Source organism: Novosphingobium acidiphilum DSM 19966, from assembly GCF_000429005.1.
Classification (GTDB): domain Bacteria; phylum Pseudomonadota; class Alphaproteobacteria; order Sphingomonadales; family Sphingomonadaceae; genus Novosphingobium; species Novosphingobium acidiphilum.
The window spans coordinates 63,213-89,103 of the sequence record NZ_AUBA01000006.1; the positions used below are offsets into that span (position 1 = coordinate 63,213).

Sequence of the window (25,891 nt, forward strand, 5' to 3'; positions counted from 1 at the left end):
CCCGTTTTTCGTTGTGCAGCCGTCAGTTCCGGCAGGATATCTTCGCAAATTTCGAAATCCGGCGTGCGCATTCTCGAAAGCATGCATTGTACATTGCGCCCATGCCGGTCCGGGTTCTTCCGCATTACGGGGGTCAGCGGCGTATGAAACTTCAATCGGGCTTGATTGGCGAACAGGCGCTCAATCATTATCGTGCAGATGGGTTTGACGGGGCCAGGCAGCAGGCCCTGCCACGGATTTCTGCGATGCAGATGGTGGTGCGCAGCGTGCAGTTGAACGACAAATGCGTCGAAGCACGCCGCGACTGGATCAGCCGCGTGTTCGAAGCAGTTGAAACCTTTTCGTACCGCGATCAGGACACGCATTATTTTTCCAGCGCAGAGCGCGATTTCGACGTGTTCCTGGTGCACGGCGACGATGCCGAACGCATCCGCCAGCTGTTTCTGGCCAATGAAATAGTGCTGCGCCGCAAACTGAAGATCTGCGTCATGGCCAGCAGCAATGCCAGGTCGCGCGCCACCGTGCTGAAAAGCGGTTGCGACGATGTGTTCGACATCACCCGGGTCAATCCGCAGGAAGCGATCGCGCGCATGCACGGCATGTTTGCACGCTATGAAGCCAGCCTGGGGTCATGCGATCTGCTGAAATGTCAGGAAAATCTGGCCAGGATCCTGTTCGGCGGCCGCAAGCTGACGCAAAAGAGCCAGGCGCTGTTTTTCGTGCTGATGAAAAACTATGGCAAAAAGCTGAAATTTTACAACATCAAGGTCAATTCGGGCATCGCCGATATCCCGATGACCGACAGTCGTATCCAGGCGCTGGCCAAATATCTGTCGAAACAGATCGGCTGCGGGTTCAAGATCGAAATGGTGTCCGACAGCGAATGTCGGCTGGTGCTGGACCAAGCCAAGATATCGGCGTTCAGCCTGGGGCTTGAGGCGCAGATCCGGGCGATCCGTTATGTTTGAAGCGCGGACCGGCCGCGCGCGGCAGGGCCAGGGTTCCGGTTTGGCGTGGTTTGCAATCTTGCGACAATTCTGACACATTTGCCCCGCAGGCCTTGAAATGCGTCGGGGTGCGTGCTTTAACTAAAGTTAGACAATTGTAATCACCTGCATTGGCCGGTGGACCGATTGATCCGTGGGACGAGGGCAGGCCGATGCCGCTCATTCGAATGCCGTTCGGCGCCTCCGGCGCCCAGGCCGTATCGCGTCTGCGCGATGCCGCGGACATGATGGCCAATCTGATGCCCGATCTGACCATCGACAGTGCCCCCGGGCGCAAACCGTTCGCGATGAAACTGGCGCACCAGGTAATCGGCGATCTGGACGTGGTTGCACATGTGTCCACGCCCGCGCGCTGGCAGGTCGACCGCGCCAGCGGCTGGGTGTTGAAGGTGCCGATGTCGGGTTCGATCCTGCTGGAATGCGATGCCCGCGCGTTCCGATTGCATGCAGGCCACCGGGCCATGCTGATCCCGCCGGTGCCGCGCCGGGTCGAACGCAGCGCCGGCGCGTTGGTCAATGCGCTGGTCGATCCGGTACGGCTGAACCGCACGTGCGCCGCGATCCTGGGCGATGATCCCGCAACCGACTGGATCGGCGAACGCGTTCACGCGCTGGAACTTGATCGCGTGCGCGGCGCCTTTGGCGTGTTTGAACATATCTGCGGGCTGATCGATGTGGCCGCGCGCCAGCCCGGGCTGGCCGCGATCCTGTCGCTGGATGACTTGTGTTATCGCTGGCTGGCGATTGCGCTGGTTACAGGCGATCAACTGCCCGCTTCGCACCGCGAACCCGATGGCCGGACCGCGCGGATCGACGTGCTGTGCGACATGGTCCGTTCTGCGCGCGAACAGCCGCTGACTCTGACCGAAATGGAGCAGGTTACCGGATTGGGGCGGCGCGCATTGCAAAAGGCGTTTCACGTAAAGTTCGGAATTTCGCCGATGGAATGGCAGCGCCGCGAACGCATGGGCATGGCCCGCTCGATGCTGCAGGCGGCAGAACCCGGCAAAACGATCACCGAGGTGGCCCACGCCATGGGATTTTCGTCATCGGCGGCGTTCGCGACGCTGTACAAGCGGTATTTCAAGGAAACGCCGTCGGAAACGCTGAACCCGCCGCGATGACGATTTTTTAAAACGTTAATTCGCATTTTTGAACGCGCAAACGTTTGAATTCGTCCATGTCGTTGTCTGCAAGGGGAATTTGTCAGGACACGACGATGGCTACGAGGGCATTGCATCACACAGAGTTTTTCGCACTGAATTCGGTCATGCGCCGGCGCGAACATGCACCGGCACCGCGCATCGGGCGCGAACAGATATTGGCGCGTTGCGTGCAGGTACACGACAGGTCTGTCGAACTGCGCCGCGTGTGGATCATGCAAGTATTTGCTTCACCGGAATTTTATGCATTCCGCGATTCAGATACGCATTACTTTTCCAGCGCGGATCGGGATTACGACGCGGTGGTGATCAGCGGGGACGACGTGGAACGTCTTCGCCAGATGCTGGTCGCCAATGCGGCCATGCTGCGCCGCAAATTGACGATCTGTGTCATGGCCAGCAGCACCGCGCGCACGCGCGCAATCCTGTTGAAGGCGGGTTGCGATGATGTCGTCGACATCAACCGGGTTGACCCGCAAGAGGCGATTGCGCGGTTTACCACCATGTTTGCCCGCCACACCGCGGCCTTGCGCGTGCACGATCGCCGGCAGCTGTGCGACAATGTGGTGCGCGCGTTGTACAGCCGCGGGAACATCACCCGGCGCAGCCAGATCCTGCTGGAACACCTGGTTAGGAATTATGGTAAATTCGTAAGGTTTTCGCACCTCAAGCAGCATTTCGACATCAATCATGAACCGGTGTCGGATATCCGCATCCGTTCGATGATCCGTTACCTGTCAAAACACATCGGCCAGGGTTTCCGGATTGAAATCCTGCCCGGCGACGAATGCCGGCTGACCATCGATCGCGATTGCACCGCGCCGGTCCATCTCGATCTGGAACGGCAGATCCGATCAATCCGGTTCGACTGAGCCGATCACAGCGTATCGAGCATGGCCATGGTGGCGGCATCAAGATCGATGTCGGCCACCGCCAGGTTCTGCGCCAGGTGCGCCAGCGATGCTGTGCCGGTGATCAGCAGGATATTGGGGCTGCGGTGCAGCAACCACGCCTGTGCCACCTGCATCGGCGTGGCGCCCAGGTCTTGCGCGATGCAGTTCAGCCGTTCCGATTGCAGCGGGTTGAACCCGCCCAGCGGAAAAAACGGCACATAGGCGATGCCATCGGCGGCCAGCTGGTCGATCAGCGCATCGTCATGGCGATGCACGATGTTGTACATGTTCTGCACGCACACGATCGGGCAGATCGCGCGTGCCTCGGCCACCTGCGCCGGGGTCACGTTGCTGACCCCGATATGCCGGATCAGGCCCTGCTGCTGCAGTTGCGCCAAGGCGTCGACTTGCGCGGCAATCGATCCTTCGGCGGGGCCGTGGTTGCTGAACATCGCGCGAAAATTCACCACCTCGATCCGGTCGAGCCCCAGATTGCGCAGATTGTCGTGCACGCCCCGGGTCAATTCGTCGGGCGTAATCGCGGGCAGCCAAGATGCATCATCGCCGCGCCGCGCGCCCAGCTTGGTCACCAGCACCAGGTCATCGGGATAGGGGGCCAGTGCTTCGCGGATCAGGCGATTGGTCACGTGCGGACCATAGAAATCGCTGGTGTCGATATGGTTCACACCCGCAGCGACAGCCGCGCGCAGCACCGCCAGCGCGGTGGCATGATCCTTGGGCGGGCCGAACACGCCGGGCCCGGCCAGTTGCATCGCGCCATAGCCGACGCGGCGGACGGTGCGATCGCCCAGCAGGCAGGTTCGGGTCACAGGGGTTGCGGACATCAGGGTGTTCCCATCATTGATCGTGTGTCGGGATCGCGCGGCACCAGGCCGTGCACGAAGATATGCGCGGCATGGCGCGCGTGATGATCGATCTCGTCGGGATCGGGCGCAGGCAACAGGCCCGAGGAAAAGCGCAAGTGCCGATCGCCGCGCAGCATGCCCAGAAATTGTCCCGCGGCCAGTATCACATCGTCGCACGCAATCCGGCCGCGCGCGACAAACCGGGACAGCGTGGCGCCCAGTTCGTCGAGCACCGCATCGGGCCCGGCGCGAAAGAATGCCTGGGCCAGTTCGGGAAAACGGCCGCCTTCGCTCTGGATCAGGCGATGCACATCGAGCGCCTGGGGTTCGTAGATCTTGATCAGGAACCGCGCGCCGAATCCGGCCAGCAGCGTTTCCAGATCATCGCTGTCGCTGCTGCGCAGATCGCGCAACGGGGCCAGCACGCGTTCGCAGCGCTGTTGCATGACCGCCTCGAACAGCTGGTCTTTCGACGGGAAGTATTTGTAAAGCGTGGCCTTTGACCCACCCAACCGGCCGGCGATGGTCGACATCGAGGTGGCGCCATAACCCTCTTGGGCAAAGGCTTCGGCTGCGACCGCGATGATGCTATCGCGGCGCTCTTCGGGGCAGGAACGGGTTAGCCTGACGCTAGTGACCATCCCGTACACTTAGCGCTTGACAGGGTCGCGTCAAGCATGACATCCGCTTTAGTGACCGATCGGTACAGTTTTTTTCCCGGAGCCCAGATGCCCAGCCTTGATTTCCGTCGCCGGTCCGGCGCGATCTGCGCGCCGCTGGTATTGCCAGTGATCGCGTGCCTGTTGCTTGGTGCCTGTTCGGTGCCGCCGCCGATGGCCGCGGCACCTGCCTTGCGCCACGCCGAAACGATTGCCGCCGACAGCCTGAACGGGGCCGAAGCGGCCGCGTGGCCCGATGAAAACTGGTGGCGCGACTATGGCGACGCGCAATTGTCGCTGCTGATCGAAGAGGCGATCAAGGGTTCGCCCGATCTGGCGCAGGCGTCGGCACGGCTGCGCGTGGCCGAAGGCTATGCGCGCAGCGCGCATGCCGCGCTGTTGCCCACCGCGTCGCTTGGCGGCAACGCGGGCGAGCTTCGCGAAAGTTACAACCAGGGCATTCCGCCGGCCTTTGTGCCCCATGGCTGGAATGACACCGGCGCAGCGCAAGCCAATGCCGGCTTTGACCTCGACCTGTTCGGGCGCAACCATGCGGCGCTGCGCGCGGCAACCTCCGAACGCGTGGCGGCAATGATCGAGGCGCGCGCCGCAAGGCTGGCGCTGGCGACGTCGGTGGCCGCTGCCTATGCCGATCTGGGCCGGCAGACGGCGCTGCGCGATGTGGCCGCACGCGGTGTAAGCGTGCGCCAGGAAACCGCAGATCTGGTCACCCGGCGCGTGCGCAACGGGATTGGCACGCGGGCCGAACAACGCCAGGCCGAAGCCGACGTGCCGGTGGCGCGCGCCAGTCTGGCCGCGGCCGAACAGGCGTTGATGCTGACGCGCAACCGGCTTGCCGCTTTGCTGGGGGCAGGGCCCGACCGTGCCGCCACGATCACCCCGCCCGCATCGGCGCAATTCCGCATGGTCGCGCTGCCGCAACGGCTGGCGCTTGATCTGGTGGGGCGTCGCGCCGATATCGCGGCCGCCCGTGCGCGGGCAGAGGCGGCGGCGGCACGCGTGGGCGCGGCGCGTGCAGCCTATTTTCCCGATATCAACCTGATCGGATTTCTGGGCGTGCAATCGCTGGGCCTGGCCAATCTGACCGCGACGGGTTCACAGGCCGGTCAGGCGCAGGCCGCGATCAGCCTGCCGCTGTTTTCGGGTGGCCGGCTGGCGGGTGAGTATCGCGCCGCCCGCGGCACGTATGACGAGGCGGTGGCGCGGTATGACGAAACGCTGGTGCAGGCGGTGCGCGAAGTGGCCGATGCCGCAGCCGGGCAACAGGCGCTGGCGATCGAACTGACCGCCGCGCAAGAGGCGGTGACCCGCTCGGAAGAGGCGTTTGACCTGGCCAAACGGCGCTATGCCGGGGGCCTGGCGGGCTATCTGACCGTGCTGTCGGCCGAAGACGCGCTGTTGCGCAATCGCCAGTTGCTGGCCGATTGCCAGGGCCGGGTGCTGCTGGTGCGGGTGGATCTGGTCCGCGCACTGGGCGGCGGTTTCCGCGCCTGAACCTTCATTTTCATCAATTTTTTGCCGGGATACGCGACTGCCATGGCCGACACTGACGCCACACACGATAAAAACCCCACGCGCAAGCGCGCCTTTTTGCTGTTCGGCGCTGCGCTGGGCGTGGTTGCGCTGGGCTGGCTGGGATACCAGTGGGCCCAAGGCGCGCGCTATGTCGAAACCGACGACGCTTATGTCAACGCGGAAGTCGCCGCGGTAACCCCGCTGACCGGCGGGGCCGTTACCGATGTGCGCGTCAGCAACACGCAGGCCGTGCATCGCGGCGATGTCCTGGTGGTGATCGATCCGACCGATGCGCGCCTGGCGCTGGCCTCGGCCGAGGCCGGCTATGCCAGCGCGGTGCGCCATGTAAAGCAGATCCTGGCCACCGGCGGCGCGCTTGGCGCCACGGTGGGCGAACGCGCCGCCGATATCGACCGGATGCGCGCGCAAGTGTCGATTGCCGAAGCCGATCTGGCGCGCGCGCGGATCGATCTGACCCGGCGCGAGGCGCTGGCCGCCGATGGCGGCGTGTCGGGCGAAGAACTGAGCTCGGCGCGCAACGGCTTTGCCGCAGCGCAGGGCAATCTGGCGGCGGCGCGCGCGGGCCTGGCCCAGGCGCAGGCCGCACGCGGCGCGGCGCACGGGCAGGTCACGGCCAATGATGCGCTGGTTTCGGGCACGTCTGTCGACACCAATCCCGATGTGCTGGCGGCCAAGGCCAAGCTGGATCAGGCGCGGATCGATCTGGAACGCACCGTGGTGCGCGCGCCCGTCGACGGAGTGGTCACCCAGCGCAATGTGCAACTGGGCCAGCGGGTCAGCGCGGGCGCCACGCTGATGACGATCGTCCCGGTCGATCAGGCCTATGTCGATGCCAATTTCAAGGAAAGCCAGCTGCGCGGCGTAAAGCCCGGACAGCCGGTTGAACTGACCGCCGACATCTATGGCGGCAAGGTCGTCTATCATGGCCGTGTCGCAGGCTTTTCGGGCGGCACCGGTTCGGCGCTGGCGGTCATTCCGGCGCAGAACGCCACGGGCAACTGGATCAAGGTGGTGCAGCGTCTGCCGGTGCGGATTGCGCTCGATCGGCAGGAACTGGCCCGGCATCCGCTGCGCATGGGTCTGTCGGTGGACGCCACCATCGACACCAAGGGCAACTGAAGGAGCACGACGCGATGGCAGGCCCGGCACCGGTTTTTGCGCCGCCCAGCGCCCCGCCCCTGACCGGGGCGGCGATGGCGCTTGGCGCGTTTGCGCTGGCGCTGTCGAACTTTGTCGTGGTGCTCGACATCACGATTGCCAATGTGTCGGTGCCGCATATTTCGGGCAGTCTGGCGGTTTCGCCCAGCCAGGGCACCTGGGTGATCACCAGCTATGCCGTGGCAGAGGCGATCTGCGTGCCGCTGACCGGCTGGCTGGCGGCGCGGTTTGGCGCGGTGCGCGTGTTCCTGCTGTCGCTGATCGGGTTCGGGTTCTTTTCCTTGCTGTGCGGCCTGTCGCAAAGTCTTGAGGCGCTGATCGCGTTTCGGGTGATGCAGGGGCTGTGCGGCGCGCCGATCATGCCGATGTCGCAGACGCTGCTGCTGCGGATCTTTCCCCCCAGAAAGGCCAGCGCGGCGCTGGGCCTGTGGGCGATGACCACGGTCTGTGCGCCGATTGCCGGCCCGATCCTGGGCGGGCTGATTTCCGACAATCTGTCGTGGCACTGGATCTTTTTCATCAATCTTCCGATCGTCGCGGTTTGCGCCACGGTCGCGTTTCGCCTGATCCGCCGCTATGAAACGCCCACCGTGCAAAAACCGATCGATTTCATCGGGTTGGCGCTGCTGGTGGTGTGGGTCGGTGCGTTGCAGATCATGCTCGACAAAGGCCGTGAAGAAGACTGGTTTGCCAGCAATCTGATCTGCACACTGGGCGTGGTGGCGGTGATCGGGTTTGTCGCGTTCCTGATCTGGGAACTGACCGACCGGTTTCCGGTGGTCGACCTGTCGGTGTTCCGCCATCGCGGGTTTACCGTCGGGGTGCTGACCCAAAGCATGTCGTATGCCGCGTTTTTCGCGATGGTCGTGCTGACGCCGTTGTTTTTGCAGACCAATCTTGATTACACCGCGACTGTCGCGGGCCAGGCAATGGGCTTTATGGGCGTGCTGGCGGTGGTGATGTCGCCGATTGTGGCGCAATTGACGACAAAGTTCGATGTGCGCGGCCTGATCTGTTTTGGCGTGTCGTGGCTGGCGATGATGGCCTTGTTGCGCAGCGACTGGACCACCGGCATGGATTTCTTCCACATTGCGCTGCCGCAATTCCTGCAAGGGTTCGGCATGCCGTTCTTCTTTGTCGGCACCACCACGCTGGCGCTGGGATCTGTGCTGCCACAGGAAACCGCATCGGCCGCGGGCATCCAGAATTTCATGCGCACGCTGTCGGGCGCTTTTGCCACCTCGATCTCGGCCACTTTGTGGGATCGCGAGACCAAGTACGCGCATGCCGAGCTGGTCGGGCGCGTGCATCCGACCGCGGCAATGATGCAGCAGGGCATGGTCGGCCGGATGACTTTGGAACGGCTGGTAACGACCGAGGCAACGACGCTGGCCACCAACACGGTGTTTCTGGGCTGTGCGGGGATCCTGGCGTTTGCTGCGTGCTTTATCTGGCTGGCGCCCAGGCCCAAGCCGCGCGCAGCCCCCGCCACGCCGCCGACGCCCGCCGCTGTTGTCAGGGCAGAGCCGGTTGCGGCATCCGCACCGGTGCGTCACCCGGTGCCCATGGCGCAAGGCGCAGCATGATCGCCGCATAAAGCGGTCCGTCGACAAAGCGGTTGAGCCAGGCGTGGACATGCGGCAGCGGCAGGGCATCGAACCAGCCGCGGTCGACCCCTGCAAACTGCCGCACAAACGGTATGATCGCCGCATCGGTCAGGCCGAACTCCGGTGCCGCCTGCGCCTCGACCGCGCGCAGGAACGCAACGCCGCTTTCGCGGTGATCGCGCGGGTCGGCGCCGTGGCGCTCGGGATATTTGTACCGGTCAAGCGCCTGTTTGAACGGCCCGTCGCACTGTGCGATCAGATCGCGATCGTCACGCGCCAGCCACCGCGCGGGATCGTGCCGCGCCAGCGCCCAGCGCATGATATCCAGGCTTTGATCGATCACCGTGCCGTCTGCCAGCACCATGACCGGCACCGTGCCCTTGGCCGAGGCGGCCACCATCGCGGCGGGCTTGGCCGACAGCTTGACCTCGCGCAGGATGTACGGCGTGGCGCTGATCGCCAGCGCCAGCCGCGCCCGCATCGCATAGGGGCAGCGGCGAAAGCTGTAGAGGATCGGATCAGCCGCGCGCAATGTACCGGTCAACATTGCCGGCCAACACATCGAGCGGTACATTGCCGCCATCGACCACGACCTGGTTGAACGCACGCAGATCGTATTTCGCACCCAGCGCAGTCTGCGCGCGGTGGCGCAGATCGACAATCTCGGTCTGGCCGACCTTGTAGCCGCAGGCCTGGCCCGGCCAGGAACAATAGCGGTCGATCTCGCTTGCCGCGTTCGAAGCGGGAAGGCCGGTGGCGGCGGTGAATTCCTGCAGCGCGCGCGCGCGGCTCCAGCCTTTGGCATGGATGCCGGTATCGACCACCAGCCGCACCGCGCGCCACGACAGACCCATCAGATAGCCAAGTTTGCCGGGCGCATCGTCGTCGTACATGCCCAGTTCGTCGGCCAGCTGTTCGGCATACAACGCCCAGCCTTCGGAATAGGCGTTAAAGGCCAGGATCGACCGGATCAGCGGCAGTTGCTGGGCATATTCGCCCTGCCAGACGTGTCCGGGAATGCCTTCGTGAAACACCAGGTCGGGGATCGTCACCTTGTTGTGGATCGACGGATCGCCCAGATTGACCCAGATCTTGCCCGGCACCGTGCCGTCGATCGAGCCGGGCCCGCCATAGGCCGCAGGCGCGCCGGGTTCCTGTGCTGCGGGCATGCGCCGGATTTCCAGGTTGCCGCGCACCAGGCGGGTAAAGGCCTTGTCCAGCCGGGGCCGGATCGCGTCGATCCGCCCCTGCATATAGGCGACGATCTGCGCGCGCCCCGCGTCATCGTTCGAAAATCCCAGCTCGGGGCGGCGTTGCAGCGCCATCGCGCGTTCGGCCACGCTGCCCTGCGTCAGCCCGAGCCCGGTCAGCAGCGTGTCCATTCGTGCGTGCAGATCGGCCAATTGCGCCACGCCCATCGCATGCAGGTCTTCGGCCGAGCGGCGGGTGGTGGTGCTGGCGCGCAGTGCCCAGGCGTACCATTCGGCGCCGTGGGGCCGGGTCATCATCCCGGCATCGCCGGTGGCATGGGCGCGTTGCAGTCGGATTTCGGCCAATTGGCGTTCCAGCGCAGGCACGATCGTATCGGTCGCGATCTGCACTGCATGGTCGACATGCGCGCCCGGCAGGCGCTTGCGCGCCAACGGGCCCACGAACGGTCCGTCGGCGCGCCCGGCATGGGCCAGGCACTGGCCCAGTGCGGCAATCGTACGGTCAAGCAGGAAATCGGGCGCGACCAGGCCCATCGCGCGCGCCGCGCGGATCCGTTCCAGCTCTCCATCGAGCAGCGCCGGGGTGGCCGACAGCCGCGACAGATAGGCATCGGCATCGGCGGCATCGTGCAGCGGCTGATCGCCGTCGAGCATTTGCGGAATGTCGAGGTATCCGCCGACATTCTGGATGACCGCATACGGCGTGTTGCGCCAGCCGCCGATCGCGACATCGCCATAGGGCAGCGCCATGCCGTCGAGTGCCGTGCGAAACGCGCTTTGCGCCACCGCCAGGCTGGTCAGCGTGACACGATCAAGCCCGTCGCGCGGCACCGCGGCCAGCCGGTCAAGCGCTTGCGCCAGAAAGCGGCGGGTGGCGGCAAGACCAGCGGGCGAACGATCGTCGAGCGCCGCACGCAGCGCCGCATGCGCACCGGTGTCCACCCCCAGCGCGGTGGCCTGCGTGGGCGACAGCGCCAGCAATTGCCAGGCCAGATCATCCAGAAGTGCCGCGGGTGATGCCGCAGCCGCCGCTGCGCGGGCCGGCGCCGCGGCCAGTGCGGCACTGGCGGAAACACCGGCGATCATCGCGCGGCGCGAAAGGGTGGGGCTGTTCATCGTGTCATTCCGGACCGGGTGGAAGGATGGGGTGCGTTGGGTCCATGACATAGGTATGTCATATTGTCATCCGGCAGACACTGGCCCAACACCCGCGGCATGCGCAGACGACAAGCGCCAACCGGGCGAGGCAAATTCATGAAGACACACTGTGCGGCGATCGCGCTGGCGACGGCCCTGCTGACCGGATGCGGCGGCGGGGGCGGCAGCACGCCGGTGGTCAACCCGGTGCCGACGCAGATCACCGTCGATGCCAGCACCGTGGCCATGGCCGATCCTGGCAGCCCGCTGCCCGCCAACTGGCAGACCAGCAGTGCCTTCATGGAAATATTCGTGCGGTCCTATTTCGACAGCAATGGTGATGGAATCGGTGATTTCCAGGGCGTGATCCAGAAACTGCCCTATCTGAAGGCGCTGGGGATCAAGGGGATCTGGCTGATGCCGGTCACCGCCAGCATGGATCATGACCATGGCTATGCGGTGGCCGACTACCGCGCGACCGAGCCCGATTACGGCACGATGGCCGATTTTCAGGCGCTGGTGACCGCCGCCCATGCGCAGGGCATCGGCGTCATCAACGACTATGTGATGAACCACAGCGCATCGCAAAACCCGTTTTTCCTCAATTCGCAAAGCGGGACGCAATCGCCCTGGCGCGATTGGTATATCTGGTCGGCAACCCAGCCCAGCGGCTGGTCGATCTATGGCAACAACCCCTGGATTTCGGACAACGGCGCCTGGTACCTTGGCGAATTTTCCAGCACGATGCCCGACTGGAACCTGACCAACAGCGCGGTCATTGCCTATCACCAGTCCAACATGCGGTACTGGCTGAACATGGGGGTCGACGGGTTTCGCTACGATGCGGTGTCGAACTATGTGAAGAACGGCGCCAATGCCTGGCTCGATCAGCCGCAGAACTATACCATCGCCAACAGCAATCGCGCGCTGCTGGACCAGTACCGGCAGCGCTATATGGTGTGCGAGGCATCGGGCGATCCGGTGGGCTTTGCGGCCGGTTCGGCCTGTGGCTCGGCGTTTGCGTTCGGCCACAACACCGATCTGATGAATGCGGCGCAGGGCAATCTGGCGGCAATCCAGGCGGTGGCCGCCTATCCCGCGCAGGTGCCGGCAACGATGGCCACGTTCCTGGCCAACCATGACAGCGGCAATGGCCAGCGGATCTATGATCAGCTCAGCGGCAATCCGGCGCAATACCGGCTGGCGGCCGCGACGTATCTGCTGCAGCCGGGCATTCCGTTCATCTATTACGGCGAAGAAGTCGGCATGGCGGGGGGACAGGGTCTGACCGGCGATCCCGCGCTGCGTTCGCCGATGAGCTGGACCGGCAACGTCGCCAATGGCGGCTTTACCACCGGCACGCCCTATCGCGCGCTGGCGTCGAATGTTGCCACCTATAACGTGCAGGCGCAAATTGCCGATCGTGCGTCGATCTACAGTTTTTATGCGGCGATGCTGGGGCTGCGCAACAGCCACCCCGCGATCGCGCAGGGCAGTTATGACTTTTACGCGGTGCAGGGCGCCGCGCTGAGCTTTCAGCGCAATCTGGGGTCGGACCACGTGCTGGTCGTGCTGAACTATGGCGCCGCCGCCGGCACGGTGGCGTTGTCCAATCTGCCCGCCAACGCCACGTTGAGCGTGCTCTATCCCGGCGCGGGCCCGGTGCTGCCGTCGGCTGACGGCAATGGCCAGGCCAGCGTGTCGGTGCCCGCGCAGACGGTGCTGGTGATCCGGATCAATTAGCGCCGATTACCAGCCGCCGTCGTCGCCGCCGCCGCCCGACGAACCGTCATCCCACGAATCGCCGCCGGAAACGCCGAAATCGTTGCCGCCCATGTCGGCGTTGGGATCGACCTGCGGCTGGTTGTCGGCATAGCCGCCGCCACCGCCGCCATAGCGTTCGCCACGTTCGCCGCCGCCCATCATGTGATCGACCACCTCTTCGCCCACGGCAAAGCCTGCGCCCATCGCGGCACCGCTGGCCAGGCTGCCCATCAGGCCGCCTCCGCCGCCCATGCCACCGCCATACCCGGGGGCGCCATAGCCGGGTCCATAACCGGGCCCTGGCATCGGCGCGCCATAGCCGGGCTGAACGCCCGACGCGCCGCCGTAGGTCTGCACATAGGGCGGGGTCGAACGCCGGCGCAGCAGCGCCAGAACACCAAAGATGACCACGCCTGCGATGATGATCAGGCCCCATGGAATGCTCGAATGGCGTTCCTGCGGCGCGACCATGCCGGGTGCCATCGCGCCCGACACGCGATTGGCGGGCACCAGCCCGGTCGGGCTGTTCAGCTTGGCCTCAAGCTCGCGCACCGAACGGCTGTTGACCCCGGGCAGTCCCGGCGCCAGGCTCTTGGCCTTGGCCAGCTCGGTCCTGGCCTCGTCCAGCCGATTGGCCTTGGCCAGCAATTCCGCCTCGATATAGTGGGCCTTGGCACTGTCGGGGTGGTCCTTCAGCACCGGCGCCATCAGTGCGAGTGCGCCATCGATATCGCCCGACTTGGCCTTTTGATAGACCTCGTCCTTCGTGGCATCGGCCGCGAAGGCAGGCAGGACAGAACCGCACACCAGCAGGGCCGCGAGCATGGCTCCGGTCCGGTAATGGGTTACACGTGAAACCATAAGACCATCCTTGCAAGTGTGCGCGCGATGTTGCCACCGATGGCACAATCCGGGTTAACTGCTGCTGGCCTGACCGGCCCGCGCGTGTGAATCTGGCCCCGAACGCGCCGGTTTTCAAGACTGGATGCTGATTGCGCCGCCGGTGTGGCGGTCAAGCCCTGAACGTCACCTGGTCGATGGCGCCAAACGGGGTGCGGCCATCGCTGGTGCGGCCTTCCATCTGCACGCTGTCGCCGATCGCCATGAAGGCGGTCTGCGCCTGACCGTGGGCAATGATCTCGATCGCGCGGCGTTCGGAAATGCACGCCGAACCGCGTGTGGCATAATCGCGGTTGGACACGGTGCCCGATCCGATGATCGTGCCCGCCACCAGATCGCGGGTGCGCGCGGCGTGTGCGACCAGTTCGGGGAACGAAAACGCCATTTCGTCTCCGCGCACCATGCCAAAGCGCTGTCCGTTCCACGCCACCGCCAGATCGCAGCACACCCGTCCATCGCGCCAGTCGCGCCCCAGTTCGTCGGGCGTGACGGCAAACGGTGCCATGCTGCACGCGGGTTTGGCCTGGATCCAGCCGAACCCGGTCTTCATTTCGACCGGTGCGATCGCGCGCAACGACCAGTCGTTGATCTGGACGATCAGGCGGATGTGCGCGGCCGCATCGTGCGACGTCACCCCCATCGGCACGGCATCGACGATCACGCCGAATTCGCCTTCGAAATCGATGCCGTCGGCTTCACTGGCAAACGGGATCGGATCGGTCGGGCCATAAAACCGGTCCGAAAGGCCCTGATACATCAACGGCCGGTCGGTTTCGATCGGCGCCTGGTTGAAGGCGATCTGCATCAGTTCGCCGTGCTGGTTGAATGCCGATCCGTCGAGCCATTGCCACGAACGTGGCATCGGCGCGCGCAGCTGCGCCGGACCAAACGGATCGCCCTGGCCCAATGCCAGGCGGGCCGCCAGCGCCTGCAGCACCGGCAGCACTCCGGGCCAGTCGGCGATTGCGGCGATCAGGCTGGTCTGCGCGGGCAGAACCCTTGTGCCGTCGGGCGATACCACCACCAGCGCGCCATCGGGGGTGCCATCATCGAGCGTGGCCAGGCGCATCCGCTCAATCCTCGAGGATCGCGACGGCGCGGGTCCAGCCGGCAGAGGCGCCCTGGATCTTCGCCGGAAAGCACGACACGGTAAATCCGTCCGCTGGCAGCACTTCGAGATTGTGCAGTTTTTCCAGGTGGCAATAGCCGATGTCGCGCCCGGCCTTGTGCCCTTCCCAGATCAGCGAGGTGTCGCCGGTTTCCGCAACCTTTTTGGCGGTATGGGCAAACGGCGCGTCCCAGCTCCAGGCGTCGGTGCCGGTGACGCGCACGCCCCGGCTGGTAAGGTACATGGTCGCCTCGTAACCCATGCCGCAACCGACATTGACGAAATCGGGCCGCCCCAGCGCCTTGCCCGCCGCGGTGTTGACCAGCACGATGTCGAGCGGTTGCAGCGTGTGGCCGATACGCGCCAATTCGTCCTCGACGTCTTGCGCGGTTACGACATAGCCATCGGGAAAATGCCGGAAATCCAGCTTGACCCCGGGTTGAAAACACCATTCCAGCGGCACTTCGTCGATCGTGATCGCGCGTTCGCCGCCGTTCATGGTGGGGTGGAAATGCCACGGTGCATCAAGATGCGTGCCGTTGTGCGTGGTCAGGCGCACCCATTCGGCGGCGGCAAAGCCCTCGCCGCCGGGGATCGCCTCTGCGGTCAGGCCGGGAAAGAAATGCGCGGCCTCGGCCACGGTTTCACCATGGGTCTGATAGGTGATTTCGGGCCGCATGAACGGCGGGTCGGACACCACGTCGTTGCACAGCGTGATCGACAGATCGATGAATTGACGCGCCATGTGTGATCCTTTGAGTGTCATTCAGGCGGTCTTGCCGCCCAGCGTATCGGCAAACCAGTCGGCGATATAGTCGCGGCCATAGGTCATGTTGTCGGCGCCGACATGTTCGACCCCGCCTTCGCGCGCGGTAAAGATCTTCAGCTCGCGGCGGGGGCTGTTGACCAGCTGTGCGTAACAATCATGGGCATATTGCACGCTGATCTGGCGGTCGTTGGCGCCGTGGGTAACCAGGAACGGCACACGCACCCGGTCCATGTGGCCGTTCAGGTTCATTGCGTCGGCCCGGGCAAAAAAATCGTCGATGTCGGTGGCGCCAAAGGCCCACATCACATGCGCCCAGTAATGCGGCACCGGGTTTTCACCTTCGCGCAGGCGGCGCTTGTCCTGCACTTCGCGCCAGTTGTGGTTGGCGCCCCAGCACGCACCGCTGGCAAATCGCGGCTCGTAGGCGACCGCGCGCGGGGCGAAATGACCGCCGAGCGAAATCCCGGTCATGCCGATGCGTTGCGGATCGACATCCTGGTGCAATTCCAGCCAGTCGACCGCGCGGCTGGCCCAGCGTTCGCTGTCGGGGGCAACGGGCAGGCCCTGCAGGCGCAACGCCTCGCCGCTGCCCGGCTGATCGACGCACAGTGTCGAAATGCCGCGCCGCGCCAGGGCCGCGGGCAGGCGCGACCAGAACAGCAGTTCCTTGCAGCTGTCCAGCCCGTTGCAGTAGACCACCACCGGATGCGGGCCGGGTCCGGGCGCGCGGGTATACAGCGCGGGCATCGTTGCCCCCGCGGGATAGCCATCGCCCAGCGGCACTTCGACGCGTTGCCGGTTGATCGCGCCGGCGCGGGTCGATCGTTCGAACGTGGCCAGTGCCCTGGCATATGTCTCGGCGCGGCCCGGATGGCCATGGCCCTGCATGCGTTCGGCGTTGAACAGGTAGAGTGCGGCGCGCTCCAGCTTGTCCGAGGCGCTGAACGCGCGTCCGCGCGCTTCGTCTTCGGCGGCGAGTTCGATCAGCTTGTCGCCCATTGCCGCCCACTGGCGCATGAATGCGGGCGTGCCCGCGTCGGCGCCTTGCGCTGCGGCATCGCGGATCGGCTGGCACATGTCGACAATTTCGCCGATCTGGCCCCCCGATTCCATGGCGATGGCAACCGCCAGGTTCCAGATATAATTGGGAAAATATTCAAACAGCGCCATGGTTCAGGCCTCGATCGCAACGTACAGCCCCGGATTGGGATGGGCATGGGGCAGGGTCTGCGGGCCGCCGGTGCCAATGCCCCACTGGTCCATGACCAGCGGTGCAGGTACATGCACGGTCGGTGCGTGCGTGGCGAAATCCACCACATCCAGTTCGCTGGTATATTCGGCAACGAACCCGCCGGGGGTGACGAAATAGCTGAAGGTGTTGTTGCCGGCGGTGTGCCGTCCCGGCCCCCAGCCGATATCGATGCCTTTCACCTTCAGCCGGTGCGCGCCGCGCATCATGTCATCCAGCGTCGGCATGTCATAGGCGACATGGTTCAGGCAGGGCGGACCGGGCAGAATCGCAAAGCGGTGGTGCGCATCGTTGCAGCGCAGGAAACACATGAAATCGCCCAACCAGTCGGACACCTTGAAGCCCAGCACATCGCAGAACCACGCCGCCAGCGCCTGATGGTCGGGCGAATGCAGCACGATATGGCTGATCCGTTCGGGCAAGCCTTCCCACCTGGACAAGGGCCGACCGGGGCCGCGCGCCACCCCGGCGCTGATTTCGAACTGCAGGCCATCGGGCGAAAAGAAGCGAAAGCCATAGCCGCCGCCCGGTGTGGTCAATGCCTGGGGCGCATGGACGATCCGTCCGCCCGCGGCCGCAACCTTGTGCGCCAGTGCATCGACATCGGCGGCGGTTTCCGCGGCCAGCGCGATCACGTCGATCCGGTTTTCCTCGGCCCGGCGCAGGCGCACCACGTGGTGTTCATCGTGGCCCGGCGTCTTGAACCAGGCCATGCCGTCGTCGCTGGGTACGCGGTCCAGCCCCCAGACATCGGCGTAAAAGGCGGCCTCGGCGTCGAAATCGACCACGCCATAGCCCACGTAACGGATCTCGGTCACTCGGCTCATGCGATATTCCTTCGGATGGGTCAGATCGGTTGCGCCACGACATCGAACATTTCGGCGGTGGCTGCGGCGTTGTCGACCGGCGGGCCTTTGCCGATCTGGCCGTGGCAGATGGCCAGGCTTTTTTCGACGATATAGCGGCAGCGCTCGAACCGGCGGTCGCGGTACGCGGCAAAGGCCTGTTCGGGCGTGTCGGCGGCGGCGATTTCCTGCGCCAGCACCACGCTGTCCTCGATCGCCATGCCCGCGCCCTGGCCCAGGTGTGGCGTGGTGGCATGCACCGCATCGCCCAGCAGCACCACGCGGCCCTTGTGCCAGGGGCCGGTCACCAGATTGACCTCGAGCGGGCGATAGACGACGCCGTGGTCATCGGTGATTGTATCGGCCAGCGCCTGGATCGCAGGCGCGGTACCCGCCAGCTTTGCGCGCATCCGCGCGGCCAGACCTTCGGTGGGATAGCGCGGATTGTCGGGCTCGGGCGTGGTGACATACATGTACATCAGGCTTTCGCTGATCGGCACCAGGCCGACGCCGGTGGGCCCGTTGTAAACCTGCAAGGCATCAAGATCGGCGGGGCGCGGGAAATTGTACCGCCACACCGATTGGCCGGTGAATTCGGGCGCCTGGGCTTCGGGCAGCACGCGCGTGCGGGTGGTGGAATGGACCCCGTCGGCCGCGATCACCAGATCCCAGGTGCCGTGGCTGCCATCGGAAAACGTGGCGTTGACCGCAGCACCCGTGTCGTCAAGAATTTGCGCGGTCAGGCCCAGCCGCACCTCGGCGCCGGCAGCGATTGCGGTATCGCCAAGCAAGGCGTGCAGCGCGGGCCGGCCGATGCCCAGATTGACCGGCAGCCCGGGCGCGACCGGATGGCCGGGTACGCGTGCCACTTTGTGCCCGCTGGGGATGAAGATTTCGACCGCGTCAAACCCGACACCGGCCGCAAGATAGCCCTCCAGAATACCCAGCGCCTGCGCCGCGCGCAGCACGTTCGATTGCTGGATGATGCCCACGCCATAGACCGACCAGGTCGGATCGCGTTCGATCACCGTCACCGCATGGCCATCACGGCACAGCGCGATCGCGCTGGTCAGCCCGCCAATGCCGCCACCGATGATCAGGATCCGCAAATTGTCCAACGTCGCTCTCCCCGCGGGCGCTTCGCATGCGCCCCGGACCGTAGAATAGGCGCTGGGTCAGTGATCTGTAAAAATCATTAGAATTATGCCTATGCATCAATTCAATTCATGCCGTGGCCAACGCCGCCATACGCAGTTCCTCGCGCAGCCAGATCAGGCCGCCATCGTCGCGGCGCGATTCGTGAAACTGCACCATTTCGCGCAGGCGCGGAAACGGGAAGGGCATCGGCACGAACGCCAGATCGAATTGCGGCATCATCGCGCGCACCAGGCGTTTGTGCAGCACCGCCAGGCGATCGGTGCGCTGGACAAACCATGGCACGCTGGCAAACGAGGCGACCTCGATCTCGATCCGGCGCTGGCGGCCCATGCGCGCCAGCTGGGTATCGGCAAAAGTCGCCGCGCGCTGTGCGCCCAGCGCAACGCCGACATGGCCGGCGGCAAAGAACAGATCTTCGGTCAGGCCGCCGTCCATCGCCGGATTGCCCCTCCACCCGACCACGGCCTGTTCCTCTTCGTACAGGAAATCCGACGGATGCCATGGTGCCAGCAATTGCTCGGGTGCGATCAACAGGTCGATCCGGCCGTTTTCCAGATCTTCGGCGTTGGTTTCCGAAGGCAATTGCACCTCCAGCTGGATGCCCGGGGCGCGCGCGCGCAGCCGCGCGGCCAGTTCGACCAGCACCGCCACCATGACATAGTCCGAGGCGTTGATGCGGAACCGCCGCGACGAGGTGGCCGGATCAAACCCCGCCGGGGTCGCAATGGCGTGGGTCACCTGGGTCAGCGCGCGCTGGATCTGGGGGTAGAGCGCCTCGGCAAAGGGGGTGGGATGCATCCGCTTGCCCACTTGTACCAGCATCGGATCGCCGAAATAGGTGCGCAACCGGCGCAGCGCCGCGCTGGCGGCGGGCTGGGTCAGGCTCAGCCGCTCGCCAGTGCGTGTCACGCTGCGCGTTTCCATCAGCGTGGCAAACACCACCAGCAGGTTGAGATCGAGTTCCTTGAAACGCATGGTCACAAATCCGGATTATGGTTCGCCGTTGCAACCATAGATCAGGATTGGCAAAACTGAAGCCGGTACGCTGCGCGGGATCAATCCTTTTCGCGGTACTTTTCGTGGCATGCCTTGCAGGTGCCGCCCAGCGTGGCCAGCGCGGCGCCGGTGGCGGCCAGGTCGTTGCCCTGCGCGGCCGCGCCAAAGGCCTTGGCCGCGGCCGAGAAATCGCCCGCCGCCTTGGCAAAACCTGCCGGATCGGTCCAGATTTCGGCCTTGGCGCCGGTCTTGGTGGGGCCGCCGGCGCCGGTTCCGGCAGGGAACCAGGTGGCCAGCTTGTCGGCGTTGCCCGCGATGACCTGGGCATTGGCGCGGATCAGCACTGCATCGGGTGATCCCGACTTGAAGCTTTCGGCAGAGCTTTTCATCGCCTTGCCCATCGCCTTCAGACTGGTCTGCCGCGCCTCGATCACGTCGGCCGGCGTGGCCGAACGGGCCACGACGGCGGTGCCCAGGACAAGCGTTGCGGTCATCAGCAAAAACGTGCGCATGAGTGTCTCCTTTCGAAAGGCCGCGGCAGAACACCGGTGTCCGGTCTTTGGCCAAGCCTGCCCGAAATATGCGCCCGGTCAAGGCGGGTTGGACGCTGCGCGTTATGTGCGATCGGATGTCTTAACCATCAACGGCAAGCATCCTTTTATCACAATCGTCTAGATCTGCGTTCAAATACAGGGTTGGCCCGGCCTGCAAGGACGGCGATCGATCCTGCCCTGGCACGCCGAGTGCCGCGATCGACTGGTGTCAGATGTCATGATCAAGGCGTACGTATTGCGATCAAGCATGGCGATGTGCATGGCCGTTGCGGCCATGCCGGCACTTGGGCTGGGCGGATGCACGCAGTCGTCGCAAAACGCTGATCTGGAAAAGCGCCTGGCCGATGCAGACGCGCGCACGGCCGCTGCGGAAAAGCGGCTGGCGGCCGCGACGCATGCGGGCGACCCGCGTGGCTTTGCAACGATCGCGCCGGCAACCCTGCCGCAGCCCCACGCGGCGAACGACGCAATCCCTGTGGATGCGGGCAACGGATCGTCGATGGACACCCATTACGCGCCTTATCGGGACACCGGCTCGGGGCCGAACAAAGACGTGCCCTGACCCCGGCACCAGACACCGCCCGGGCGCGGGCAAGGCCGGCGCATGGCCGGTATCATTGCATGAAACATGATGCCCCTGCGGTCCTTCGGCCACAGGGGCATCGTTGTATCTGGCGCCGGTCTTTCGCGGCGATGATTGCAGCGGACCGGTTCAGCTGACGATATAGGCGCTTTGCACCACGGCGGCGAACAGCTGCTGCAACGCCGGCACGATCGACTGGCCCTGGCTGACCTGGTAGAACAGCGGCGTTCCGCTGGCATTGGGCGATGCGCAGGACTGCAAGGCGGCCGCCACCTGGTCGGTGGGGGTCAGCACCGAGGCGTAGCTGGGATACTGGGTCTGGATCGAACTGGCCAGGTACTGCGTGTAGATCACCGCGATCTTGATGCCGCGCGCCTTGATCGCGTTACATTGCGCCAGTTCGGCCGTGGTGAAAGTCCCGCGGTTAGTCCCATACATATCGTCGTAGCCATCGGTGATCAGAAACAGCACATCCTGCGGCGTACTGCCCGTTTGCCCCGTGCCGGGATTGGGTATCAGCGTGCTCATCGTCGACAGCATGTTCGGGTTGTCGGTGGTATCCCCGTTGGGCGATTGATTGGGGCACGAAACCGTGGTCACACAGGTCGAATTGACCCAGCGCGGCACCGGGATCTTGGGTGGGGCAAAGGCCGTTGCGCTGTTCAAGGTGGTCATCGCTGTCATCTGCACGACCGCCGTGCCCGAAATCTGCGACGCGCCGCTGGGCAATGACGGATAGAGGTTCTGCGGGTCGCTGACCTTGTTGTTGTAGAAAAATTCCTGCAAGGCATACGTCGCGTTGTTGGTCTGCGACACGCCGTAGGCATAAGGCCCGATCGCCTGTACCGCATTGGATGCGTCGTCGATCCGCAACTCGATATTGGAGTTGCCGGGATAGAGTACGGAAAAGTTTTCCACGGCCCAATAGCCGTCGGCCCATTGCCCCGAAATCGTGGTCTTGGAACACCCCTGGTTGGTTGTCGCCATCGAGACCGAGGTGGCAGTTGTGCCGTCAGAGCCGGCGCAAACCTGATAATTGGTCAGCAGATTGTTACCCGGATCGTAAACTTTGGTCACGTCGGTGGGGCTGACCCACATGAAATATTGCGACCCGGTCATCGACGGCGAGGTATAGGGGCTGTCGGGAATCCACGCGACATAGCCTGACGTGGTTTTGCCCGGCCAAAGGTTGGTGACCTGGTAGCTGTAGCTGGTCTGCGGCAGCCGGTTGTGACACGTAAATGCGCAGCCGCCGTCGCTGGTGGTGGTGGTCTGTTGCAGCTCCGAAATACCGGCGGCCGAATCCGGGATCAGCATCGAAGGCGAATTGTCGACCATGATGTAGAAATTGATATTTGGCGGCTGCGATGCCGCAGTCGATGCCGACCCCGACAGCGCCAGCGAGGGCAGCCCCAGGAAATTGGCAAAAAGATTGGTCGAATTGGCGGTCCAGGTGATCGTGACATTGCGCAGGCCGCCGATGCCGCTGCCGGTCGTGACCGAGGGTGTCATCGTGATGCCGGTCAGCCCGCTCAAGCTGGCGACCTGGGCGTTCCACATCGCGGTGGCTGCCGTCTGGGCGGTGGCATTGGTCTGATAGATCATCGACGGGTCAACCGCGGTCAACGCCGCCGCATCGGCGATGGCATTGAGCTCGGTCTGCGCCGCCTCGGCACGGCTGTAGTCCACGACAAAACCGAATGCGAAACACAACGTCAGCATCGCGAGCGCGGTCATCACCAGAACATTGCCGTCGCGGTTCCGCCGCAAGTGCCCCAGCAATCGTGATGTGCGGATCGAAATCATCTGCATGGCCTCAGAACAATCGTGGATTCATGTAGAGAATGGTGCTCAGCGGCACGGTGGCGGGAAAGCCGAAGCCGGGCAGGGGCTGGTAGGTGTAATCAACCTCGGCCAGGTACAGATAACCACCCGCCGTACCGACTTGCGTTTTCTGCGCGGTGGTGGCGGAATAGTTCTGGCATACATCGCTGCCATCGGGTGAGGTCGGCACCGATGGCGTGGTTGTCATGTTGGCAGGCAAGGCGATGACGCTGCTGCTGCTCAGCGATCCGGCGGTCAGCACCGGTGTGGTCGATTTCGCGTTGCCCGATGAATCATAGGTTATCGCCTGCGTCCAGATGACATAGGCATGCGTGGCATCGCAGATCCGCACCAGCGCAACGTTTTCGACAGCATGCGAAGTGCTGTAGGGTGTCAGGGTGATCCCCGCTGCGGTCAGGATTGCGGTGGCATCGGTGCTCGACGGGCTTGATGCGATCACCGAGGGCGAATAGCTGCGGCTCATCAAATCGACCAGCGTGCGTGTCGCGATCGACACCTTGCGGCTGCACGAAACCTCGTCAACCGCGACATAGCTGCCGATATAGAGCACCGCCAAGACCGGCAGGCAGATCGCGAATTCCAGCATGGCCGATGCGCGCGTGTCGCCAAGCAGCCGCCTCAGCATGTCGTCTGCCCCGTCGGGCAGGGGTAGGTTTCGGTATCGATCACTTCGGTCGCGGTCAGAATGCGATTGTTGGCCGACGTATTGCCCATGTTGAGACCCAGCGGCCCCGTCACCGTCGGCCACAGATACAGCAATTGTACCACCAGGATCTGGTTCTGGGTGGTGCCGCCGGACGAAGTTGAAAAGCTGGTGCCGGTGATATTGCCGTTGCTGTCGACGCTGAGTGTCACCGGTGCGGTCGATGCGTTGGAAAAGCTGCTGGCCGGCGCGACATTGACATAGAGATTGCTGCAACTCAGCAGCGGCGGCAGCAGGCTGCCGCTGCCATAGGTTGTCGGCGTGCTGGCATTGGCCGTGGCGTTGTACGTCAGGGTTCCGCAAATCGCGTTGGTAAATTGCGTGGCCGTCATGCCGGTGTTCTTGGTCGAGCCACTGTAGGACTGAAACGTCTGCGCCTGGCCTGTCAGCAGCTGGCGTGCCGCGCTTTCGGCCGCGGTTTCCAGCGCTTCCTGCGCCAGATAGATCAGCAGCGTGTTGGTGATCGCCAGCAACAGGGCAATGAATGCCGGCGCCAGCAGCGCAAATTCAAGCGCCGCACCGGCCTCGTCATCGCGCAGCAGCCGCCGCCGATCGGACGCGCCGGCGCGTCGTCCATGCCGTGCGGGCCTTTCCGGGTTGCGGAAAAGCGCTGCAATTGTGCCAAGAATGGGTGCCCGTACAGCCATGACCGGGACTTCTACGCGGGCAGGCGTTAAATTTTGGTTTGTAAGCCAGGCCATCCGTGGTCGCAGCGGCGGCCTGCGCGGCGATAAACATGGTTAACCGCGGCCGATTGCCCGCGTCTGCCGGCAGTGCGCGTTTTCCTATCGCGACGGGCGTTCCAGCCCGTGGCCGTCGGGGCCGGTTTCGTGCCGCCACAGCGCGATGACCGACGCCAGTGCCGCCAGGCTGATCGCTCCGAAAAACACCAGCACCACGCCATATCCGGCCGGATTTGCAGGGCCGGCCCCGGCACGATCGGCAAAATAGCCCGCGCCCAGGTTCGCCGCGCCGATGCCCAGCGCCTGGATCAGCGTAATCAGGCCAAGCGCTGTGCCCAGCTGTTCCCGCGCAACGATCATCGTCGTCGCCGGCCAGATCACCGCGGGCACCAGCGACCAGCTGATCCCCATCAGCACGGTCGACAGCCATGGCGACAAATCGGTCAGCCCCAGCACCGCCAGGGTGACGGGCAGCAACACGGTGCCAAATACCAGCATCAGCGCGCGATGCCCGAACCGGTCGGCCAGCACCCCGAACAGCGGCGTGGCAAAGATTGCCGCGACAAACACCCACGAATTGCTGAGTGCTGCGGCCTGCAGCGTCATGTTCTTGGCATGCTGAAAATATTCGACCGCATAGGTCTGGCGGAACGGAAAGAAGACCGAGGCATACAGCACGTGCAGCGCCAGGATGTACCAATATGCCGCGCCAAACCGCAGCCGGGCCCAGCCCTGCGGCACCGGCAGAGGCCGGTCGCCAGGTGATGCGGCGCGCTGCGGGCGATGCGGATCGAGCAGCCAGAACACCGTGGCCGCCGCCAGACCCAGCGCGGCAATCCCCGCACCCAGCCACAGCGGCGGCTGCCAGCCCGCATCGTAAAGCGGCTTTGCCCAGGTTGACGAGCTGTTGCACAGTGCCGACCCGACCCGCGCCATCGACAGCCACAGCGCGGTGGCCAGCGCAATGCCCTTGCGCGGAAACCACAGCGCCAGCCCCGCGATCAGCGCCATGAAAATGGCACCTTCCGCCACGCCAAAGATCAGCCGCCCCAGCCACATCAGCCAATAGGGCGATCCGATCGCGGTCAGGCAGGCGCCGATCAGCCCGATCGCGGCGGTCCACAATGCCATGCGCGCCGCGCCATAGCGATCGATCATGACCCCGCCGACCAGCGCCAGCACCACGCTGGGCCAGTAGATCGCAGCATTCAGGCTGCCGATCTGGCTTTGCGTAAAGCCGCGCTGGCGGATCAGCAGATCGGCAATGTCGCCGATCACATCGGTTTCGTAATACGTCGCCAGAATGGCCAGCGCCGCCACCACCAGCGCCAGCCAGCGCAGCGGGATCGCCGGCAGGTCCGGATCGGACGCATGCCCGTCCGCAGTATCAGCAACCCCCGCCACGTATATCCCCCCAAGAACAGTGCGATCACGCTATGGGCGCAATCCCGCGCTGTCTAGGCGGCAATGGCCACC

At 64.5% G+C, this 25,891-nt stretch carries 24 protein-coding genes; 8 read left to right on the forward strand and 16 right to left on the reverse strand.

What is annotated here, in order from left to right; translation table 11 throughout:
- The first annotated feature begins 143 nt into the window (after nucleotides 1–143).
- The 3 genes from G404_RS0106920 (at nucleotide 144) to G404_RS0106930 (ending at nucleotide 3,042) form a co-directional block, all read left to right on the forward strand.
- On the forward strand, nucleotides 144–968 hold the full coding sequence (locus G404_RS0106920; protein ID WP_156906222.1) for a hypothetical protein: 825 nt from the start codon (nucleotides 144–146) through the stop codon (nucleotides 966–968).
- 191 nt (nucleotides 969–1,159) lie between these two features.
- The gene (locus G404_RS0106925) at nucleotides 1,160–2,131 is read left to right on the forward strand and encodes a helix-turn-helix transcriptional regulator (RefSeq protein WP_084601101.1); all 972 of its coding nucleotides are present in this window, start codon (nucleotides 1,160–1,162) and stop codon (nucleotides 2,129–2,131) included.
- A 146-nt stretch (nucleotides 2,132–2,277) separates the two neighbouring features.
- Nucleotides 2,278–3,042, forward strand: a complete 765-nt coding sequence (locus G404_RS0106930) for a hypothetical protein (protein ID WP_028640437.1) — start codon at nucleotides 2,278–2,280, stop codon at nucleotides 3,040–3,042.
- A gap of 5 nt (nucleotides 3,043–3,047) precedes the next feature.
- Here G404_RS0106930 and G404_RS0106935 read toward each other — a convergent pair whose 3' ends face one another.
- Nucleotides 3,048–3,908 carry an oxidoreductase gene (locus G404_RS0106935; protein WP_028640438.1) on the reverse strand — a complete coding sequence of 287 codons (861 nt, stop codon included), beginning with the start codon at nucleotides 3,906–3,908 and terminating at the stop codon, nucleotides 3,048–3,050.
- Nucleotides 3,908–4,570 carry a TetR/AcrR family transcriptional regulator gene (locus G404_RS18370; RefSeq protein ID WP_051280335.1) on the reverse strand — a complete coding sequence of 221 codons (663 nt, stop codon included), beginning with the start codon at nucleotides 4,568–4,570 and terminating at the stop codon, nucleotides 3,908–3,910. The genes G404_RS0106935 and G404_RS18370 overlap by 1 nt, the downstream gene beginning before the upstream one ends.
- Nucleotides 4,571–4,657: 87 nt before the next feature.
- Here G404_RS18370 and G404_RS0106945 point away from each other — a divergent pair, with 87 nt between their 5' ends.
- From G404_RS0106945 to G404_RS18375, 3 genes are read left to right on the forward strand one after another with little or no spacing between them, the layout of a single operon-like run.
- On the forward strand, nucleotides 4,658–6,103 hold the full coding sequence (locus tag G404_RS0106945) for an efflux transporter outer membrane subunit (protein WP_084601102.1): 1,446 nt from the start codon (nucleotides 4,658–4,660) through the stop codon (nucleotides 6,101–6,103).
- Nucleotides 6,104–6,145: 42 nt separating this feature from the next.
- Nucleotides 6,146–7,264: an HlyD family efflux transporter periplasmic adaptor subunit gene (locus G404_RS0106950; protein WP_028640440.1), complete on the forward strand. Its 1,119-nt coding sequence runs from the start codon at nucleotides 6,146–6,148 to the stop codon at nucleotides 7,262–7,264.
- Between the two features lie 14 nt (nucleotides 7,265–7,278).
- Nucleotides 7,279–8,889: a DHA2 family efflux MFS transporter permease subunit gene (locus G404_RS18375; RefSeq protein ID WP_084601104.1), complete on the forward strand. Its 1,611-nt coding sequence runs from the start codon at nucleotides 7,279–7,281 to the stop codon at nucleotides 8,887–8,889.
- Here the strand turns inward: G404_RS18375 and G404_RS0106960 are convergent.
- Both G404_RS0106960 and G404_RS0106965 read right to left on the reverse strand, forming a co-directional pair.
- Nucleotides 8,819–9,457: a glutathione S-transferase gene (locus tag G404_RS0106960; RefSeq protein ID WP_028640441.1), complete on the reverse strand. Its 639-nt coding sequence runs from the start codon at nucleotides 9,455–9,457 to the stop codon at nucleotides 8,819–8,821. The two genes, G404_RS18375 and G404_RS0106960, sit on opposite strands and share 71 nt — an antisense overlap.
- Nucleotides 9,429–11,237, reverse strand: coding sequence for a DUF885 domain-containing protein (locus tag G404_RS0106965; RefSeq protein WP_028640442.1), 1,809 nt, complete (start codon nucleotides 11,235–11,237; stop codon nucleotides 9,429–9,431). The genes G404_RS0106960 and G404_RS0106965 overlap by 29 nt, the downstream gene beginning before the upstream one ends.
- 138 nt (nucleotides 11,238–11,375) lie before the next feature.
- Here G404_RS0106965 and G404_RS0106970 point away from each other — a divergent pair, with 138 nt between their 5' ends.
- Nucleotides 11,376–13,001 carry an alpha-amylase family glycosyl hydrolase gene (locus G404_RS0106970; RefSeq protein ID WP_028640443.1) on the forward strand — a complete coding sequence of 542 codons (1,626 nt, stop codon included), beginning with the start codon at nucleotides 11,376–11,378 and terminating at the stop codon, nucleotides 12,999–13,001.
- A gap of 6 nt (nucleotides 13,002–13,007) precedes the next feature.
- Here G404_RS0106970 and G404_RS0106975 read toward each other — a convergent pair whose 3' ends face one another.
- The 8 genes from G404_RS0106975 to G404_RS0107010 all read right to left on the reverse strand — a co-directional run bounded on the left by G404_RS0106975 (nucleotide 13,008) and on the right by G404_RS0107010 (nucleotide 20,559).
- A complete protein-coding gene (locus tag G404_RS0106975) occupies nucleotides 13,008–13,883 on the reverse strand; it encodes a tetratricopeptide repeat protein (RefSeq protein WP_084601108.1) in 876 nt (291 codons plus the stop codon).
- 151 nt (nucleotides 13,884–14,034) lie between these two features.
- Nucleotides 14,035–14,991 carry a fumarylacetoacetate hydrolase family protein gene (locus tag G404_RS0106980; RefSeq protein ID WP_028640445.1) on the reverse strand — a complete coding sequence of 319 codons (957 nt, stop codon included), beginning with the start codon at nucleotides 14,989–14,991 and terminating at the stop codon, nucleotides 14,035–14,037.
- Nucleotides 14,992–14,995: 4 nt separating this feature from the next.
- The gene (locus tag G404_RS0106985) at nucleotides 14,996–15,775 is read right to left on the reverse strand and encodes a cyclase family protein (RefSeq protein WP_028640446.1); all 780 of its coding nucleotides are present in this window, start codon (nucleotides 15,773–15,775) and stop codon (nucleotides 14,996–14,998) included.
- 21 nt (nucleotides 15,776–15,796) lie between these two features.
- On the reverse strand, nucleotides 15,797–16,969 hold the full coding sequence (locus G404_RS0106990; RefSeq protein ID WP_028640447.1) for an alpha/beta hydrolase family protein: 1,173 nt from the start codon (nucleotides 16,967–16,969) through the stop codon (nucleotides 15,797–15,799).
- Between the two features lie 3 nt (nucleotides 16,970–16,972).
- Nucleotides 16,973–17,875: a VOC family protein gene (locus G404_RS0106995; protein ID WP_028640448.1), complete on the reverse strand. Its 903-nt coding sequence runs from the start codon at nucleotides 17,873–17,875 to the stop codon at nucleotides 16,973–16,975.
- A 20-nt stretch (nucleotides 17,876–17,895) separates the two neighbouring features.
- Nucleotides 17,896–19,011: an FAD-dependent oxidoreductase gene (locus tag G404_RS0107000; RefSeq protein ID WP_028640449.1), complete on the reverse strand. Its 1,116-nt coding sequence runs from the start codon at nucleotides 19,009–19,011 to the stop codon at nucleotides 17,896–17,898.
- Between the two features lie 106 nt (nucleotides 19,012–19,117).
- Nucleotides 19,118–20,026: a LysR family transcriptional regulator gene (locus G404_RS0107005; protein WP_028640450.1), complete on the reverse strand. Its 909-nt coding sequence runs from the start codon at nucleotides 20,024–20,026 to the stop codon at nucleotides 19,118–19,120.
- Nucleotides 20,027–20,106: 80 nt separating this feature from the next.
- Complete coding sequence (locus tag G404_RS0107010) at nucleotides 20,107–20,559, reverse strand: c-type cytochrome (protein WP_051280337.1); 453 nt, start codon at nucleotides 20,557–20,559, stop codon at nucleotides 20,107–20,109.
- Between the two features lie 301 nt (nucleotides 20,560–20,860).
- Between G404_RS0107010 and G404_RS0107015 the strand changes: the two genes are divergently transcribed.
- On the forward strand, nucleotides 20,861–21,163 hold the full coding sequence (locus G404_RS0107015) for a hypothetical protein (RefSeq protein ID WP_156906223.1): 303 nt from the start codon (nucleotides 20,861–20,863) through the stop codon (nucleotides 21,161–21,163).
- A 150-nt stretch (nucleotides 21,164–21,313) separates the two neighbouring features.
- On the opposite strand, the gene G404_RS19795 is transcribed toward G404_RS0107015, so the two are convergent.
- From G404_RS19795 to G404_RS0107035, 4 genes are all read right to left on the reverse strand, one after another.
- Nucleotides 21,314–22,996: a TadE/TadG family type IV pilus assembly protein gene (locus G404_RS19795; RefSeq protein WP_028640453.1), complete on the reverse strand. Its 1,683-nt coding sequence runs from the start codon at nucleotides 22,994–22,996 to the stop codon at nucleotides 21,314–21,316.
- A gap of 4 nt (nucleotides 22,997–23,000) precedes the next feature.
- On the reverse strand, nucleotides 23,001–23,654 hold the full coding sequence (locus G404_RS19800) for a TadE/TadG family type IV pilus assembly protein (protein WP_051280338.1): 654 nt from the start codon (nucleotides 23,652–23,654) through the stop codon (nucleotides 23,001–23,003).
- Nucleotides 23,648–24,379: a TadE/TadG family type IV pilus assembly protein gene (locus G404_RS18390; protein WP_051280339.1), complete on the reverse strand. Its 732-nt coding sequence runs from the start codon at nucleotides 24,377–24,379 to the stop codon at nucleotides 23,648–23,650. The genes G404_RS19800 and G404_RS18390 overlap by 7 nt, the downstream gene beginning before the upstream one ends.
- Nucleotides 24,380–24,517: 138 nt before the next feature.
- Entirely contained in the window at nucleotides 24,518–25,819 is a 1,302-nt protein-coding gene (locus G404_RS0107035; RefSeq protein ID WP_156906224.1) for an MFS transporter, read from the reverse strand.
- Nucleotides 25,820–25,891: the final 72 nt, after the last annotated feature.

Bases quoted from the DNA above. Each gene is read 5' to 3' on its own strand.
- G404_RS0106935 (WP_028640438.1), bottom strand. From the start codon at position 3,908: ATGTCCGCAACCCCTGTGACCCGAACCTGCCTGCTGGGCGATCGCACC.
- G404_RS0106930 (WP_028640437.1), top strand. From the start codon at position 2,278: ATGCGCCGGCGCGAACATGCACCGGCACCGCGCATCGGGCGCGAACAG.
- G404_RS18370 (WP_051280335.1), bottom strand. From the start codon at position 4,570: ATGGTCACTAGCGTCAGGCTAACCCGTTCCTGCCCCGAAGAGCGCCGC.
- G404_RS0107015 (WP_156906223.1), top strand. From the start codon at position 20,861: ATGGCCGTTGCGGCCATGCCGGCACTTGGGCTGGGCGGATGCACGCAG.
- G404_RS0107005 (WP_028640450.1), bottom strand. From the start codon at position 20,026: ATGCGTTTCAAGGAACTCGATCTCAACCTGCTGGTGGTGTTTGCCACG.
- G404_RS0106990 (WP_028640447.1), bottom strand. From the start codon at position 16,969: ATGGCGCTGTTTGAATATTTTCCCAATTATATCTGGAACCTGGCGGTT.
- G404_RS0106975 (WP_084601108.1), bottom strand. From the start codon at position 13,883: ATGGTTTCACGTGTAACCCATTACCGGACCGGAGCCATGCTCGCGGCC.
- G404_RS19800 (WP_051280338.1), bottom strand. From the start codon at position 23,654: ATGCTGAGGCGGCTGCTTGGCGACACGCGCGCATCGGCCATGCTGGAA.
- G404_RS0106980 (WP_028640445.1), bottom strand. From the start codon at position 14,991: ATGCGCCTGGCCACGCTCGATGATGGCACCCCCGATGGCGCGCTGGTG.
- G404_RS0106960 (WP_028640441.1), bottom strand. From the start codon at position 9,457: ATGTTGACCGGTACATTGCGCGCGGCTGATCCGATCCTCTACAGCTTT.
- G404_RS0106985 (WP_028640446.1), bottom strand. From the start codon at position 15,775: ATGGCGCGTCAATTCATCGATCTGTCGATCACGCTGTGCAACGACGTG.
- G404_RS18375 (WP_084601104.1), top strand. From the start codon at position 7,279: ATGGCAGGCCCGGCACCGGTTTTTGCGCCGCCCAGCGCCCCGCCCCTG.
- G404_RS0106950 (WP_028640440.1), top strand. From the start codon at position 6,146: ATGGCCGACACTGACGCCACACACGATAAAAACCCCACGCGCAAGCGC.
- G404_RS0106965 (WP_028640442.1), bottom strand. From the start codon at position 11,237: ATGAACAGCCCCACCCTTTCGCGCCGCGCGATGATCGCCGGTGTTTCC.
- G404_RS0107010 (WP_051280337.1), bottom strand. From the start codon at position 20,559: ATGCGCACGTTTTTGCTGATGACCGCAACGCTTGTCCTGGGCACCGCC.
- G404_RS0106945 (WP_084601102.1), top strand. From the start codon at position 4,658: ATGCCCAGCCTTGATTTCCGTCGCCGGTCCGGCGCGATCTGCGCGCCG.
- G404_RS18390 (WP_051280339.1), bottom strand. From the start codon at position 24,379: ATGGCTGTACGGGCACCCATTCTTGGCACAATTGCAGCGCTTTTCCGC.
- G404_RS0106970 (WP_028640443.1), top strand. From the start codon at position 11,376: ATGAAGACACACTGTGCGGCGATCGCGCTGGCGACGGCCCTGCTGACC.
- G404_RS0106925 (WP_084601101.1), top strand. From the start codon at position 1,160: ATGCCGCTCATTCGAATGCCGTTCGGCGCCTCCGGCGCCCAGGCCGTA.
- G404_RS0106995 (WP_028640448.1), bottom strand. From the start codon at position 17,875: ATGAGCCGAGTGACCGAGATCCGTTACGTGGGCTATGGCGTGGTCGAT.
- G404_RS19795 (WP_028640453.1), bottom strand. From the start codon at position 22,996: ATGCAGATGATTTCGATCCGCACATCACGATTGCTGGGGCACTTGCGG.
- G404_RS0106920 (WP_156906222.1), top strand. From the start codon at position 144: ATGAAACTTCAATCGGGCTTGATTGGCGAACAGGCGCTCAATCATTAT.